Genomic DNA, 15,120 nt, shown 5'->3' with positions numbered 1-15,120 from the left:
AATGGATAATAAGCAACTAATTAAGATAAATTTACCCGGCGGTGTAGCTTCTGCCGGTGATTTTTACGAGATGCTCATCATCGCGCAAAATGCTGGTGCTAAACAGGTCCGTTTTGGGAACCGGCAGCAACTGTATTTTGAAATTGAAGAAGCGCAGCTGGAGGATCTGGGATTTGATATGCTTAGTGCCGGTATTGACCATGAAGTTAACCAGGATACTTATCCCAACATCACCAGTTCGTACATAGCTGATGGTATTTTTAACCAGGAGAACTGGCTCAAAGAAGGTGTTTATAAAGACATTTTCGACCTGTTTGATTATCAGCCCGAACTGAAAATAAACCTGGTTGACAGCAATCAAACTTTTGCTTCTTTTTTTACCGGTAACCTTAATTTTATTTCTTCGCCGGTAAGTAATTACTGGTACTTGTATATCAGGTTTCCTAAAACTAATATCCTGTATTGCTGGCCTGTATTGGTTTATTCGGATGATATTCCCGCCATTGGCAAAGCAATACAACAGGTTATATTTGCCAACAAAAAGCTGTTTTACGATCAGGTTGAAATCAATCCCGATAAGCTTTATCAATTAGTTACTGCCGGTTACCAATTTGTAATCCAGGAAATTGATCAACCGCTTATTATTCCCGAATTTCAACTACCCTATTATGAGGGTTTTAACAAACAGGGTAATAAATACTGGCTGGGTATTTACAGGCGCCACGAGCTTTTTGATATTGAGTTTTTGAAAGAAATCTGCAACCTGTGTATGCAAACCAGGGTTGGACAATTGTATTTTAGCCCGTGGAAATCCTTACTCATTAAAAATATCGAGGCAAAGCACAGGCCGTTATGGGGTAACCTGCTTAATAAATACCGGGTAAACATCAGGCATGCTTCAAATGAGCTTAACTGGCAGGTTGAAGACCTTTGCAATCCCTGCCTCGAGCTTAAGCAGCAATTGGTAAGCGAATTTGAAGAGGCCGATTTGCGAACATATGGACTTAGCTTTGCCATAAAGCGGTCGCCTAAATCGGGGATTTATGGCTCAATTATGATCCGCGCGCGGATGCCCGATGAATTTGAAATTGTGCATACACGTGACTTTAACCACAATACCCGCGAATTTGTGATTTATAAACAAGGTGTTGCCAAAGCAGATTTAAGCAGGCACCTGACAGCGCTTTGCGATATGTTTTATGAACAACAAATCAATAATCTATCACCGTTGCCGGTAAGCAAAACCAATACTGAAATTAAATCACCCAATCAAAAAACGGTTCATCAATGTAAAAGCTGTTTCACTATTTATGACGAGTTGTATGGAGATATCTTTAATAATATAGAACCCGGAATGCCTTTTGAAAATTTAAGCGAATATGAATGCCCAACCTGCGGCGCCGAAAAGGAGAACTTTGCAGAACTGATGTATCAAGCCGATTAATCGTTTTTAAATAAATCAGTTTGAAAAAAATCGGCCTGTTTGCTTAGTATAAACAGGCCGATTTTTTTAATAATATACCTTCGGTAATTTATTTTGCCGGAGTAATGATAATGTTTCTGTAATCGATAGGTCCGTGATCCCCCTGAATCAGGAGCGGCCCTGGTTCACCTTCTTTACTGTCGATAGCCCCGCCCGTAATGCCCGGAATTTCCTGCTGGCATATTACCATAGTACCGTTGGCTACAATGGTAACTAATCTGCCAACCAGCGTAATATCATATGACTGCCATTCCCCGGCATTTTTTGCCATCATTTTATTAGGCGGCAGGAAACCGTAAATAGCGCTAAACTGGTTATTGATAGGTTCAGGCTCACCGGTTTTAGTGTCGATAACCTGTACCTCATAGCGCCCTCTCAGGTAAACGCCGCTGTTGCTGCCTTTTTGATAGCGAAATTCGATGTGTAATTTAAAATCGCTGAATTTTTGATCGGTAATAAGGTTTGCGCCGGAGTGCTTGCTCCTCAATATGCCCGATTCTACTACCCATTGGTTTTTGCCGTCCGTATGCCAGCCTTTGGTGTCTTTACCGTTGAACAGTTTAACAGGTTTGCCCCAAACCGGTGCCTTTGCCCTTGTCATTGATGGAGCTCTGACACCTGTAAAATGATAAGTAACCCCATCTGAATATACCATTGTTCCGGTTATTTCTTCGCCCTTAACCTCAAATTCAAAATCCATGTTCCGGTTTCCCTCTTCCCATTGCAGCGGGATAGAGAAGCTGTATTTGCCGTCATGTGGTTTTACTTCTGATATTGGTCGCGCACTTCCGAAAGCATAGGTAAAACGGCCAATCAGGGTATGTGTGCCTGATTTTTGAACTTCCAGCCAGGAAGGAAGGCTTTTACCACCTTTGTCGATAGTTATATCCCATCTGCCGATAACGGCAGGGTCCTTTGCCTGTTGAGCTTTGGCTCCCGAAATCATTAAAAGCAGCAATCCTGCGATGAGCTGTATGCGGATGAATCTGCTATTTGAGTTCTTTTTAATAGTAGGTTGGTTTCTCATAATTTTTAAATCTACAAACTATCATCCAATATTTTATTAGACGGTTAGTTTTTTGTAACAACCATGCAGCGATCATTTTCTTAAAGTTTAGTTAACATTAGTAATGTAGGTTTGTAGCATCAAATGATAGAAATTGCCGATACTATTTTACTTTCACGAATCAGGGAAGACAATCATTCGGCTTTTGATCTGCTGTTTGAGCGTTATTGGGAGCGCGCGTACCAGGCAGCCCGTGCCAGGCTTGATGATGAAGCGCAGGCACAGGACCTTGTGCAGGAGATTTTTATAAAACTGTGGCAACGCAGACATACCTTAGCCATTCAAACAAGTTTTGAGCAATATTTATTGAGCGCGGTACGTCTGAGTGTGATCAGTTATTTCAGATCGCAAAAGGTTACGCATGTGCGCCTGGAGGATGCGCTGCAGCGGGTAGAACTGCTTGAAAATTCCATACATGACCATTCCGGATATCTTGAATTGGAGCAAACGCTTGAACAGGCGGTTAAGCATATGCCCGAAATGCTGCAAAAGGTTTACGAACTGCGCAGCGAAAACCACTCGGTAAAAGCAATTGCCAGCGAATTAGGACTGGCTGAGCAAACGGTAAAAAATTACATCTCTGAAGTACTGCGCCGGCTCCGTATCGCTATCTCCGAAAAACACCCCGAACAAAGCGCCGCCTATTTAGCACTAATACTATTTGTGCTTTACAATTAATTAACAAAATGTTGATGTAAATTATAAGTACCTCCAGGGCCTTTTGACGACTTACTGTTGAAAACCCACTATGGAGCTACGTAAATTTATAAAACAACTGGGCCGGTACCAGAAAGGCGCAACTAACGAAACCGAAAAAGCGATCATTGAAGCCTGGTATGATTCATATGATGCCGGGAATGAAAAGCAAGCGTTGCCGGCAGAAGAGCTGGAGCGCGTAAGAAATGCTATGCACGCAAAGATCAGCAGTTCCATCAATACGCCTGTACGGTTAATGTGGTTCAACTATCGAATCGCGGCAAGTATTTTGTTGTTATGCTGTTCGGCTGCGTTGATTTATTTTCTGAGAAAGCCCGCAACTGTAGTTCCGGAAACTTATACCACTTTAAGTACACATAACGGTGAGATCAGGAAACTGACATTGCCGGATAGTTCTGTTGTTTGGTTAAATGCCCAAAGCCGTGTACGGATCCCTTCTAATTTTGATAAAACTATACGCCAGGTTTACCTGGATGAGGGGGAGGCTTATTTTGAGGTTAAGCACAATGTTCACAAACCATTCAGGGTTATCACCGCTCCTTTACAGGTGCAGGTTTTAGGAACCTCGTTCAACATCAACGCATATCACAGCCTTTCTCATGTTAAAATTACTGTTGTTACCGGCAAGGTAGGGGTAAGTAAAAGCACAAAGCTGCTGTCATTCCTCACGCCGGGACAGGAACTTAGTTATACAACGGACGATGGCACTTTTGAGCAGAAAAAAGTGGATGCCGGTCAAAGCCAGAGTTGGAAAGATGGTGACACTTATTTAAATCGAGTAAAGTTTGAGGAACTGTCATTGGTTTTTAAAAACCTGTATGGCCTTACTTTAAAAGCAGGCAGCAAACGGGTGCATGATTATTTATTCACCTTACGTATTAAGCGCAATACACCGGCCACAGAAACGCTGAAACTCATCAGCGCCATACATAATGCACATTTCAGAAAGGAGGGTACTGAAGTAATTATTTATTAACCCTTAAAAAAGAAACCGGTCCTGTTTCAGCAGGAGCCGGCTTTAATTTCAGCAGGTGAAGGTTTGCCGACCCCAGCCTGCAAGGCTCAGCAAAATTTGACTATTACAAAGCAATCAAAAATATGAATTTCCATACACAGTTATGCAGACAGTTTATGCGTATCTCTTTTTTACTAATTTCCATATCAATAACCATCGGCCTGGTATCAGTAAAGGCCACTGAGTTAGCGGCCCAGGGGGTGAATACCCGGCTTGATATTAGCATCGGAAACGAAGACCTTTCTTCAGTTATAAAAAAACTGGAGCAAAAGGCCAACGTTGCTTTTGCCTATGACGAGTTGTTTTTAAAACTCGCTAATAAACACGTCAATGCGGCAAATTATCAGAACGAAAGCCTGAAAAACATCCTTACTGCATTGCTAAAAGGGCAGGAGATAGGCTTTAAAGAACAAGCCGGTAATATTATATTATACAGGCAGCTCTCAGGGCGCGTAAGCGGCAGGGTAACAGATGAAAGCGGGCAGCCCTTGCCCGGTGCATCGGTAAGTGTTGTTGGCACCTCGTTGGGAATGATGACCGATGCCGAGGGCAGGTATAATATCAGCCTGCCCGAAGGTACTTATACTGTGACCGCTTCATTTGTGGGTTACACCCGGGTTGAATCTGCCAATGTTACAATCAACGGTAATCAAACAACTACTTTAAATATAAGCCTTGTGGCCGGTAGCCAGTTAAAAGAAGTTACTGTAAGTTATGGAAAACAGCGTGCAAGGGAAGTTACGGGTTCGCTTACCCAGGTTGATGCAGCTCCGCTTCAGGATATGCCTGTAATGCAGTTTGCTCAGCAATTGCAAGGTAAGGCGGCCGGTGTCCAGGTTGCGCAAAGCAGCGGACAACCGGGCCGTGGCGTAGAATTCAGGATCAGGGGTGCGGCTTCTTTTTATGCCAGCAACCAGCCTTTGGTAGTGATTGATGGAATCCCTGTTACAGGCAGCATCAATAACATGAATCCTGCCGAGATCGAAAGCTTCAGTATTTTAAAAGATGCTTCGGCTACAGCGCTTTATGGCTCACGGGCAGCAAATGGCGTGATACTGATCACTACAAAACATGCTAAACCGGGCGATGCTCAAATTGAATTTAATGCTAATTATGGTGTGCAGAAAATACCGGGCGAGCGTGTTCCAAAAATGATGGATGCCCGTGGCTTTGCCCAGTACATGAATGAAAAATTTGCCGATAGCCGTCAGTACGAACCTGGCTATACAACAGCTACCCCAGCCGATTATTTGAACCCGGAGCAATATGGCGAAGGTACTAACTGGTATAAACTGCTTACCCGTACTGCTCCGATTCAAAGTTATGACATCACCATCCGCAGCGCGCGCGAAAAATCAAGTTCGACAGTTATGGCTGGTTACCAGGAGCAGCAGGGCGTACTGATTAATACCGGCACCAAATTGTTTTCATTGCGTATAAATCAGGACCTTTCATTAAGCAACAATAAATTAAAAATAGGCTTTAATCTTGCGCCAAGCTATCGCCTTGATCATAACAACCGTTTAGGTACTGATGGGGTTGGCGGTTTGTTTGAAAGGATTTTTGAAGCCAGTCCGTTAAAGTCGCCTTATAATGCAGATGGCAGTTACAACCGTGATACTTATTCACCGGGTATGGTGGCTTATATTAACCCGCTGGCCCAGTTCAACCTTACTAACGATGATTATAAAACTACACGCATCCTGGCCAATGGCTATTTAAACTACGAGTTTTTAACCGGCCTGAGCATTAAAACTAATATCGCTGTAGATAAAGGCGCCGAAACCCGGCAGTATTTCCAGTCGGGTGTAGTTACTTCAACGGTAGGTCAGGCCACCGGAACCAGCAGTTCAGTAGATAATGGATCATATACTGCGGAGGCGAACCTGGTTTACCATAGATCTTTCGGAGATCACAATATTGAAGCACTGGCAGGTTATTCTGCTCAAAAATATAGCGGTACTAATAATACGTTAACCGGTTTAGGTTACCCAAGCGACGATATCCCATATTTAAACGCGGCTACAAGTTTATCAGAAGGTGGCAGTTCATATAGTGCTTATTCGTTGTTATCTGGTATCGCTCGTATTAACTACAATTATAAAGGCAGGTACCTGCTGCAGGGGGCTGTTCGTCGTGACGGATCTTCGCGCTTTGGTGCGAACCAGCGCTATGGTAATTTCCCTTCGGTATCGGCAGGCTGGGTAATCAGTGATGAAAAGTTCATGGATCGTTTCAGTTTTCTTAACCTCATGAAGATCCGAGCGAGTTATGGCGTAACCGGTAATAATTTCTTTCCGGGTTACTATGCTGCACAGGCAACAATAGCGAAATATTATTATGAATTTGGTGGTACATCTGTAGCAGGGCAAACCATTAACCGGTTGGCTAATGATGACCTCCGCTGGGAACGCAATAAACAATTCGATATCGGTTTAGACCTGTCGCTGTTTAACAATCGTTTGAATTTCACTTACGATTATTACCACAAAATATCCGACGGGCTTATCATGCAGCGCCCAATACCAAAAGCATCGGGCTTTACCAGTATCCTGGATAACGTTGGTGCTATTGAGTTATGGGGACACGAGTTTACAGTTAATTCAACCAACCTTACCGGTAAATTGAAATGGACTACCAATTTAAATATCTCGTTCGACCGCAACCTGATCAAAAACCTGATTTCTCCGGGTTATATCCGCCGTAACAATACCGTATCGTCTGATTATTACCGCCAGCAGGAGGGACACCACCTGGGCGAGTTTTACGGCTTTGTGTTTTTAGGACTGTATAAAGATGCCAATAACCTGGCTAATTCGGCCAAGTACGGCAGCGCCTCGGATATCGGTACCATCAAGGTTAAGGACATTAATGGCGATGGTGTTATTGATGATGTGAACGACCGTACCTTTATCGGCGATCCTACGCCAACATTTACCGGCGGCCTTACCAACAACTTTGTTTATAAAAACTGGGACCTGAACATACACATGGCCTTTTCAGTTGGGGGCAAAATATTAAATGCCGCTAAATGGGCTTATCAAACCAACCTGGATGGTTCACGCGTGATGCTTGCCGCGGCAGCCGACCGCTGGAGATCGCCGGAAAACCCTGGTTCGGGCGCTTATCCACGTACAAAAACCGGTACTACAGCAATGGGAAGGCAGGTTAACTCGCAATGGGTTGAGGATGGTTCATACCTAACTGCAAAGAATATTTCGCTGGGATACCGGTTTAATTTGGGCGAAAAGTTTTTGATGCGCAGCCTGAGAGTTTATACATCTGTTCAGCAAGCTTTTGTATTTACAAAATATTCGGGCATGAACCCCGAGATCAACTTTGCCGGGCTTGACCCTACGCTGGGTATCGGCGTTGATGAAAATGCTTATCCTATCCCACGCACCTTTTCATTTGGTGTTTCAGCAACTTTTAAATAATCTCCCAAAGAACATTGTATGAAAAAGACATATATCATCCTTGCTTTAACAGCGCTTACCGCGGCTTCGTGTAAAAAAGACTTTATTGATCTTACGCCTAAGGATTCCTATACCGATGCTACATTTTATAAAACTGTCGATCAATTTAAACAGGCCGACATTGCGGCATATGCGCCGCTGCGCGATGTTTTGGTAAACGATTACTTTACTTCAGAAATGCGTTCGGACAATACCATTTATCAGGCTTATCCCAGCAACCGTGGTACCGCGTATTTATATCGCGAAAGTATCTCAAACTTCACAAATACATCTACTAACGATTACGTAAACGCTGTTTGGCAGCATTGCTATACCGGCATCTCCCGCACCAATATTGTTATTGAGCGATTGAAAACAACAGATTTTGATGCAGCAGTTAAGGCGCCCATTGATGGGCAAGCCAAATTTTTAAGGGCTTTTTATTACTTTAAACTGGTTAGGTTATTTGGTGGCGTTCCTTTATTTTTAAAGGAAGTGACCAAGGCCGAAGATGCCTTTTTACCACGTTCAGCAGCTGACGCGATATATAATCAAATTATTGCCGATGCTAAGGATGCCATCAGCGAGTTGAGTGCACCGGCGAAATTCCCTCAAACAGGAGAAGCCACCAAAGGATCGGCAACGATTCTCCTGGCCGAGGTTTACGCTACTCAAAAGAAATGGGCAGACGCTGAAACCTTACTAACTACGCTTTCGGGCATGGGTTACGGATTAAACGCTAATTACGCAGATGCCTTTACACCCGGAAATAAAAACAGCAAAGAATCATTATTTGACATCCAGTTTTTAGAAGGAACAGTTTTAGGCACAACCCCAAATCCGCTGCCTTTTCATTTTTTGCCGCGGAGTACCAACACCTCAATCATCATCGGGATTAATATCAACAACAGCTCAACCGGTGGCTGGAATACACCTACACAGGATTTGATCAATGCCTATGAGCCCAATGACAAGCGCCTTGATGCTTCTATCGGGATTGTTGAAGGTACTTATAACGCCAGCGACCTGTTTGTTTATTCGGCCAATAAAAGTGTAATTGGTTATACACCGGCAGCAGGTAAAATGGGCGTACCTTACATCAAAAAGTACGAGCACCCGCCACTCATTGCGGTTACCGGGTCAAGTGATAACTTCCCTGTTTACCGTTATTCAGATGCATTGCTGCTTTTAGCCGAAGCACAGAACGAGCAGGGTAAATCGCCATTAACTGCACTGAACACAGTAAGGTCAAGGGCAGGGCTACCCGCAACAACCACTGCCGACCAGGCATCTTTGCGCACTATCATAGCACATGAACGCCGGGTCGAGCTGGCCTTCGAAAACCACCGCTGGAACGATCTTGTACGCACCGGCAAAGCTGTTGACGTGATGAACGCTTTTGGAGCTGTACTAAAAACTCAGGTAAACTACCTTACACCTGATACATACAATGTAACAGCCAACAAATTGTTATATCCCATCCCTCAGCCCGAAATTGATTTAAATCCGGGTCAAATGACTCAAAACCCGGGCTATTGATCCATTAAAACTTATCATCCCTGCTTTTCAGATTGCTGAAGGCGGGGATCAGGTTTAACCCTTCAAACAAAAAATTATGTTACTGAAATACAGAAATGCATTATCGGCAGGGCTTTGTTTTGGCTTATTGTCGCTGAATTATAACGCGCAGGCAAAAGAGATATTGCCTTCAATTGATACCGTTTTAAACGCTCCCGGGCCCGCGGCAACGGTTAAACCCGGTGATTTTTCAATCGCTGTAATTCCCGATTCGCAATACTACCTGGCCCAGGCTCAGCTTGGCGGAACTTTTGATATGTTCAAAGCCCAGATTGACTGGATCCAGAAGAACCAGGCCAAAGAAAACATCGCTTATGTAGCACACATGGGTGATATTACCGAACATGGTGATAACCCGGTAACAGCCAGAAGTGAGTGGCACCTTGCCAAAGCCGCGCTTTATGGCCTGGAAAACCCGGTTAGTATTCCTTATGGTTTGGCTGTTGGTAATCATGACCAGTTCCCGTCACAGCGCCCGGTTACAGGCACTACTAATGGATATAATCAATATTTTGGTGTAAAACACTTTGAGGGCCGTTCATATTATGGTGGCCATTACGGCAACAATAATGATAGCCATTATGACCTGTTTACTGCAGGCGGCTTTGATTTCATAGTACTGTTCCTCGAATTTGATGCTTTTAATGAAGATCAGGCTGGCTTGTATGGCTGGGCTAACCAAATGTTAAACAAATACGCTTCGCGGAAAGCGATTGTTGTAAGTCACTCCATTTTACATTTTAACCCTGTAACCGGCTCTAACACACCGCAAGCCCCTTTTAACGCACAAGGTAAGGCTATTTATGAAAGTCTTAAAAACAATCCCAATCTGTTTATGATGCTTTGCGGGCACGTTGGTGATAATGGGGAGGGTTATCGTACAGAAGTTTTTAACGGCCACACAATTAAGGCTTTCCTTAACGATTATCAAAGCAGGCCAAACGGCGGTAACGGGTTGATGCGTTTGTATAAATTTTCGGTTAAGCGCAACGAGTTGTCAGTCAAAACATTTTCTCCTTATGCTAAAACAAGCGAAACGGACGCCGATAGCCAGTTTACGGTTTCTTTATTTGATACATCTGTAAAATAATAGCTATGAAGATTTTTTTTAAAGCGCCGGCAATCATTGCCCCGTAGTTTACACTCCATAACGATTGGCAAAGATTACGAAACCAACTATCCTGAAAAGGCGGTTGGTTTCGTGTTTGTGCGATTATGGATTATTCTTTATCCATTTTTTCAAGCAGTGCCAGGATCCTGTCGAGCTTGTCTACTTCAATGGCGTTTAAGCGCAGTTGTAATTCTTCAATTTCTTTTTTTGCTTCCACATTGGTTCGGAAATCTTCATTGGCCTGGGCGCGGTCACGTTCATTTTGGCGGTTTTGTGCCATCATGATAATCGGGGCTGCATATGCTGCCTGGGTTGAAAACAACAAGTTTAATAAAATGTATGGGTAGGGATCCCAATGACCAATAAAGGCCACTACGTTTAGCGCCATCCACAATGCAACAATTAAGGTTTGAATGATGATGAACCGCCATGAACCCATGCCAGCCGCTACAGAGTCGGCCAATCGCTGCCCAAAGTTCATGGAATCGATATGCCTTTGATACCAGTTTTTTTTATTGTTTGACATTTTTTAAGAATTAAGCTTTAGGTAATAAATATATAAATTTAATTGCCATGGCTGCTTTTATTGGGCTGAACTCCTTAAGCTATGAGCAAGAAAATTCATTTTGATTCGAACACTGCGTTAATTAAATATTTCTACCCATAATCTTCAAATCTCTGTAACTTTAAGATACACGTCACTATGTTATATAGCTTTGAACATACCTCAGCACCTCAGTATTGGCTCACTCGTTTTGTGATCCTTCGTTTGCTGGGTGCGGTTTACGCGGTGGCGTTCCTTGTGGCTATAACCCAGGTGCTGCCATTAATCGGCTCAAATGGCTTATTACCGGTTGATCATTATTTGCATCAGGTAAGTATAGCACTGGGTTCAAAAGGAGCAGGGTTTATGCGGCTGCCTTCAGTGTTTTGGTTTTGGCATTCAGATCAGGCATTACTGCTTGTTTCATGGACAGGTTTAATTTTATCCCTGATTGTTGTGGCCGGTTATGCCAACGGGCTTTCAATGGGGGTATTGTGGGTATTGTATCTATCATTGGTACATGTTGGACAGGAGTGGTACGGTTATGGCTGGGAAATCCAACTTACAGAAACCGGTTTTCTTGCTATATTTTTATGCCCTTTGTTGGATATGCGGCCTTTTCCCAAACGTCCGCCGCCTTTGCTGGTTATCATCCTGTTTCGCTGGCTCATCTTCCGGATCATGTTTGGCGCGGGGATGATCAAATATCGTGGCGATGCTGTGTGGCGTAATGGCACAGCATTGTATTATTATTTTGAAACCCAGCCAATACCGGGACCATTTAGTCGCTGGTTTCACTTTCTGCCACATTCGTTATTGCAGCTTGGTGTTTGGTTCAATTGGCTGGCCGAACTATTGGCACCCTGGTTTGTTTTTGGCCCGCGGATATTCAGGCACATCGCAGGTACCGTTATCATTCTGTTCCAATTTGCAATCATCCTGAGCGGGAACCTCTCTTTTTTGAATTGGCTTACCATTGTGCCTGCGCTGGCTTGCCTTGATGATGGTTTTTGGGCTAAACTTTTGCCGGGCGTACTTGTACGCAAAGCTGCGAAGGCCGAAGAGCAAGCTGAAGTTTCGCTGCCTATGCAGTACACCGCACTGATAGTAACTTGTACAGTAGGATTGCTAAGCTTCCAGCCCGCGTTTAACCTCCTGTCGCCCAAACAAATTATGAATACCTCATTTGACCCTCTGGAGCTTGTAAATACCTATGGTGCATTCGGCAGCGTGGGACAGGAACGTTTTAATGTAGTTTTTGAAGGAACAAGAGACCTCAATCCCGATAGTGCAAACTGGAAAGCTTATCCTTATAAAGGGCTGCCTGTCGCGCCTGATGGTACGCCCCGCCAGGTGGCGCCATACCAATTAAGACTGGACTGGCAGATGTGGTTTGCCGCAATGTCCACAGCCGATCAGTACCCCTGGACATATCATCTGGCCTGGAAACTATTGCATAATGACCCGGGGGGAGTTGGTTTATTTGCCGGAAATCCCTTCCCGGGAAAACCACCGCGTTATATTCGTGCAGTTATTTACCGTTACCGCTTTGCCCGTCCCACGCCTGGTGCCGGCCCTTACTGGGAGCGGGAAAAGTTAGGATTATGGTTACCCGTACTTTCCGTGCAAAACCCGCAATTTGTTGCTTATCTGAAAGGGCAGGGCTGGCTATAAGCTACGGTTAATCTGGCTCCATTTCAATTGAAATCAACCACCTGCATCAATAACTGTTTTTAAATTTTATTTTCGCAAAAATATTTTCTTAATGAAAGAACAACTGTCTGATCTACTTACCGCCCTAAAAGAGGGTACGGTTACATTTAATGAAGTTATTGAATTTATTGCCAATTATTATGAGCATCAGCCGACTGCATTTAAAAATGGCAATGTTTATAACGAAGCAGCACAAAACCAGGGCAGCGCCAGAGTTTTTGCTTTTGCTCAACTCAATAATCTAAGTGAGCCTGATACGCTTTATTTATTTGCGGAGCATTACAGGGCCGTACTGGCAAATCCAGATGGTACAGATCATCAAAATATCCGACAGTTTATGGCCTATGGCTGGCCGGGAATCAGGTTTGAAAGGGATGGACTTGTATTGAAGTCAGGACAGGTCTGAAGGAGGCCGTAAGATTCCGTTATCACTATATTTAGCAATAATTTAGGATATATCATTTAAGTATTGGTTGACCGGTACGGAGCGTATTATTAATTGTATTCTAAACAATCATTTATTCACTTACTTATTGATTATTTGAATAATAGATTGTTACTTTATGATTCCAATTATAATATTGCCTTGTTCAACAATTTGGGCTCATCCGATACAGGTGACGAAATATCAAATTCGCTGCACCAGCGTCTGTCATCGGGCGATGAGCTTGCTTTTAAGTTATTCTTCCAAAAAAACCAACCCCGGCTTTTCGCCTATATTTATAAAGTTGTCAAGTCTCGCGAAATTGCAGAAGAATTGGTGCTTGATATTTTTGTAAAGATCTGGTCGGCTAAAGAGATCTTAAGTGAAGTAGAAAATGTTGATGCTTTTCTTTACCGGATGGCTGTAAATAAATCACTCGACTTTTTACGTACGGCCGCCCGCGAAAAAAAAATACAGCAGCTCCTTAACCAACACATGCTGTATGAGCAGGCAACTGCAGCCTCAAATCACGATTTTAAAGAATATAACCAGCATGTGATACATTGTTTGCAAATGCTTACTCAGCAGCAACAATTGATACTCAATTTAAGCCGGGAAGAAGGGCTTACGCATGAGCAAATTGCTGATAAGCTAAACCTGTCAAAAAACACGGTAAAAAATCACATTGTTACTGCTTTAAAAAAAATGCGCGAGTTTATAAAACACGGTCAACTATCCATCTTGCTTACAATCTCGTTTTTTTTTATTTTTTTTCAAATCTGATTAGTCCTCTCTTCTCTTTTTATCGTCATGTATATGAATTGGTTTTAAACCAGCCAAGTGCAGCATGTCAACAGCCTCTGTTTTTCGCATAAAATACTTATTTCAAAAATACCTGGACACCTCGTGTACTACAGAAGAGTTTAACGAACTTTTTGAGCTGATGGCCAAAGAGGAGAATTTGCCAGAAATTGAAGGTTTATTGGAGAAACTATGGGCCGATACTGAAATGAAACCTGATGCTGACGCAGAAGTCGTTCACCAGGAAGTTTTATACAATAAGTTGCTTGAGATTGTAAAAAAGGAAAAAAACGTTTACTCATTTCAAAAAAGAAGCTCCAAAACAATTATCCGTTCGGTTGCCGCTACCATTGCATTGTTAATATGCGCAGGCCTGTACTTTTTACACACAAGGCCTAAACCAATGCCCATGCAGGCCCGGGTAACACCATCAAACCCCGTCCGCCATGTGCACGAGATCAGGCTGGCCGACGGAAGCGTAGTGACATTAAATAAGAACAGTCATTTAGATTACCCGGCAAAATTCACCGGGAAAACCCGCGAGGTATATTTAACCGGCGAAGCTTATTTCGATGTAAGACATGACCCGCTTCACCCTTTCCTGGTGCATACAGGGCAAATTACAACCCGCGTGTTAGGTACGGCATTTAATATTAAATCGGCAGGCAGTTTGATCCAGGTAACGGTAACCCGTGGAAAAGTTAAAGTATCAACCCCTAAAAAAACTTTAGGCATTTTATTGCCCAATCATCAGATAAGTTATAACGAAGTCAATAATCAATCTTCCATAGATATATTGAATGCCAAAACAACGGTACTTTGGAAAGAGACCGATTTGGTGATGGATCATATGACATTGAAAGAAGCCGTGGCCGTTTTAACAGAAAGATATGGTGTAAAAGTTATCCTTGATAACGAAAAGATAGGAAGCTGTCGTTTTAGCGCCACCTTCTTAAATACTACGGGTTTGGAACAGGTTATCAAAGTATTATCGCACCTGAATAATTTGAGCTATAAATGGAGTAAGGAGGGTGATGTTACACTATCCGGTTCCGGCTGTGAATAATAACCAATTTTTTACCTCTTAAATAAAAAACCTATGAAACATTGATACTTTAAACCTTCCAGATTAAAAAAGCCCCGTTGCTTACGACTTCTCACATCATTCGGCGACAGGGCAAGTATTTAACCAATTATTATTAACCGATTAAAA

General features: G+C 43.1%; 12 protein-coding genes. 10 read left to right on the top strand and 2 right to left on the bottom strand.

Features of this window, described 5'->3' with window-relative positions; genetic code table 11:
• The first annotated feature begins 1 nt into the window (after position 1).
• The gene (locus tag IEX80_RS03975; RefSeq protein WP_229701507.1) at positions 2-1,444 is read left to right on the top strand and encodes a rubredoxin; all 1,443 of its coding nucleotides are present in this window, start codon (positions 2-4) and stop codon (positions 1,442-1,444) included.
• Positions 1,445-1,532: 88 nt separating this feature from the next.
• Here the strand turns inward: IEX80_RS03975 and IEX80_RS03970 are convergent, their stop codons facing one another.
• Positions 1,533-2,510, bottom strand: coding sequence for a 3-keto-disaccharide hydrolase (locus tag IEX80_RS03970; RefSeq protein WP_188831973.1), 978 nt, complete (start codon positions 2,508-2,510; stop codon positions 1,533-1,535).
• Between the two features lie 123 nt (positions 2,511-2,633).
• On the opposite strand from IEX80_RS03970, the gene IEX80_RS03965 reads away from it, so the two are divergent.
• From IEX80_RS03965 to IEX80_RS03945, 5 genes are all read left to right on the top strand, one after another.
• Positions 2,634-3,227 carry an RNA polymerase sigma factor gene (locus IEX80_RS03965; protein WP_176624803.1) on the top strand — a complete coding sequence of 198 codons (594 nt, stop codon included), beginning with the start codon at positions 2,634-2,636 and terminating at the stop codon, positions 3,225-3,227.
• A 70-nt stretch (positions 3,228-3,297) separates the two neighbouring features.
• Positions 3,298-4,242 (top strand): FecR family protein, encoded by a 945-nt coding sequence (locus IEX80_RS03960; RefSeq protein WP_176624801.1) that lies wholly within the window; start codon positions 3,298-3,300, stop codon positions 4,240-4,242.
• A gap of 122 nt (positions 4,243-4,364) precedes the next feature.
• Entirely contained in the window at positions 4,365-7,718 is a 3,354-nt protein-coding gene (locus IEX80_RS03955; RefSeq protein ID WP_229701506.1) for a SusC/RagA family TonB-linked outer membrane protein, read from the top strand.
• Positions 7,719-7,736: 18 nt separating this feature from the next.
• Positions 7,737-9,275, top strand: coding sequence for a RagB/SusD family nutrient uptake outer membrane protein (locus tag IEX80_RS03950; protein WP_188831972.1), 1,539 nt, complete (start codon positions 7,737-7,739; stop codon positions 9,273-9,275).
• A gap of 76 nt (positions 9,276-9,351) precedes the next feature.
• On the top strand, positions 9,352-10,404 hold the full coding sequence (locus tag IEX80_RS03945) for a metallophosphoesterase (protein ID WP_188831971.1): 1,053 nt from the start codon (positions 9,352-9,354) through the stop codon (positions 10,402-10,404).
• A 130-nt stretch (positions 10,405-10,534) separates the two neighbouring features.
• On the opposite strand, the gene IEX80_RS03940 is transcribed toward IEX80_RS03945, so the two are convergent.
• Positions 10,535-10,951 carry a DUF1003 domain-containing protein gene (locus IEX80_RS03940; protein ID WP_090525787.1) on the bottom strand — a complete coding sequence of 139 codons (417 nt, stop codon included), beginning with the start codon at positions 10,949-10,951 and terminating at the stop codon, positions 10,535-10,537.
• A gap of 177 nt (positions 10,952-11,128) precedes the next feature.
• On the opposite strand from IEX80_RS03940, the gene IEX80_RS03935 reads away from it, so the two are divergent.
• The 4 genes from IEX80_RS03935 (at position 11,129) to IEX80_RS03920 (ending at position 14,973) form a co-directional block, all read left to right on the top strand.
• On the top strand, positions 11,129-12,643 hold the full coding sequence (locus IEX80_RS03935) for a lipase maturation factor family protein (protein ID WP_090525786.1): 1,515 nt from the start codon (positions 11,129-11,131) through the stop codon (positions 12,641-12,643).
• 91 nt (positions 12,644-12,734) lie between these two features.
• Positions 12,735-13,088, top strand: coding sequence for a HopJ type III effector protein (locus IEX80_RS03930; RefSeq protein ID WP_176624791.1), 354 nt, complete (start codon positions 12,735-12,737; stop codon positions 13,086-13,088).
• Positions 13,089-13,223: 135 nt separating this feature from the next.
• Positions 13,224-13,889 (top strand): RNA polymerase sigma factor, encoded by a 666-nt coding sequence (locus IEX80_RS03925; protein WP_188831970.1) that lies wholly within the window; start codon positions 13,224-13,226, stop codon positions 13,887-13,889.
• Between the two features lie 64 nt (positions 13,890-13,953).
• Entirely contained in the window at positions 13,954-14,973 is a 1,020-nt protein-coding gene (locus IEX80_RS03920) for a FecR family protein (RefSeq protein WP_188831969.1), read from the top strand.
• Positions 14,974-15,120: the final 147 nt, after the last annotated feature.

The organism is Mucilaginibacter rubeus (assembly GCF_014643835.1).
GTDB classification, from domain to species: Bacteria; Bacteroidota; Bacteroidia; order Sphingobacteriales; family Sphingobacteriaceae; genus Mucilaginibacter; species Mucilaginibacter rubeus.
The sequence above is the reverse complement of the archived record's forward strand: the minus strand, read 5'-3'. Positions and strand labels throughout refer to the sequence as shown.

Bases quoted from the DNA above. Each gene is read 5' to 3' on its own strand.
- IEX80_RS03975 (WP_229701507.1), top strand. From the start codon at position 2: ATGGATAATAAGCAACTAATTAAGATAAATTTACCCGGCGGTGTAGCT.
- IEX80_RS03970 (WP_188831973.1), bottom strand. From the start codon at position 2,510: ATGAGAAACCAACCTACTATTAAAAAGAACTCAAATAGCAGATTCATC.
- IEX80_RS03965 (WP_176624803.1), top strand. From the start codon at position 2,634: ATGATAGAAATTGCCGATACTATTTTACTTTCACGAATCAGGGAAGAC.
- IEX80_RS03960 (WP_176624801.1), top strand. From the start codon at position 3,298: ATGGAGCTACGTAAATTTATAAAACAACTGGGCCGGTACCAGAAAGGC.
- IEX80_RS03955 (WP_229701506.1), top strand. From the start codon at position 4,365: ATGAATTTCCATACACAGTTATGCAGACAGTTTATGCGTATCTCTTTT.
- IEX80_RS03950 (WP_188831972.1), top strand. From the start codon at position 7,737: ATGAAAAAGACATATATCATCCTTGCTTTAACAGCGCTTACCGCGGCT.
- IEX80_RS03945 (WP_188831971.1), top strand. From the start codon at position 9,352: ATGTTACTGAAATACAGAAATGCATTATCGGCAGGGCTTTGTTTTGGC.
- IEX80_RS03940 (WP_090525787.1), bottom strand. From the start codon at position 10,951: ATGTCAAACAATAAAAAAAACTGGTATCAAAGGCATATCGATTCCATG.
- IEX80_RS03935 (WP_090525786.1), top strand. From the start codon at position 11,129: ATGTTATATAGCTTTGAACATACCTCAGCACCTCAGTATTGGCTCACT.
- IEX80_RS03930 (WP_176624791.1), top strand. From the start codon at position 12,735: ATGAAAGAACAACTGTCTGATCTACTTACCGCCCTAAAAGAGGGTACG.
- IEX80_RS03920 (WP_188831969.1), top strand. From the start codon at position 13,954: ATGTCAACAGCCTCTGTTTTTCGCATAAAATACTTATTTCAAAAATAC.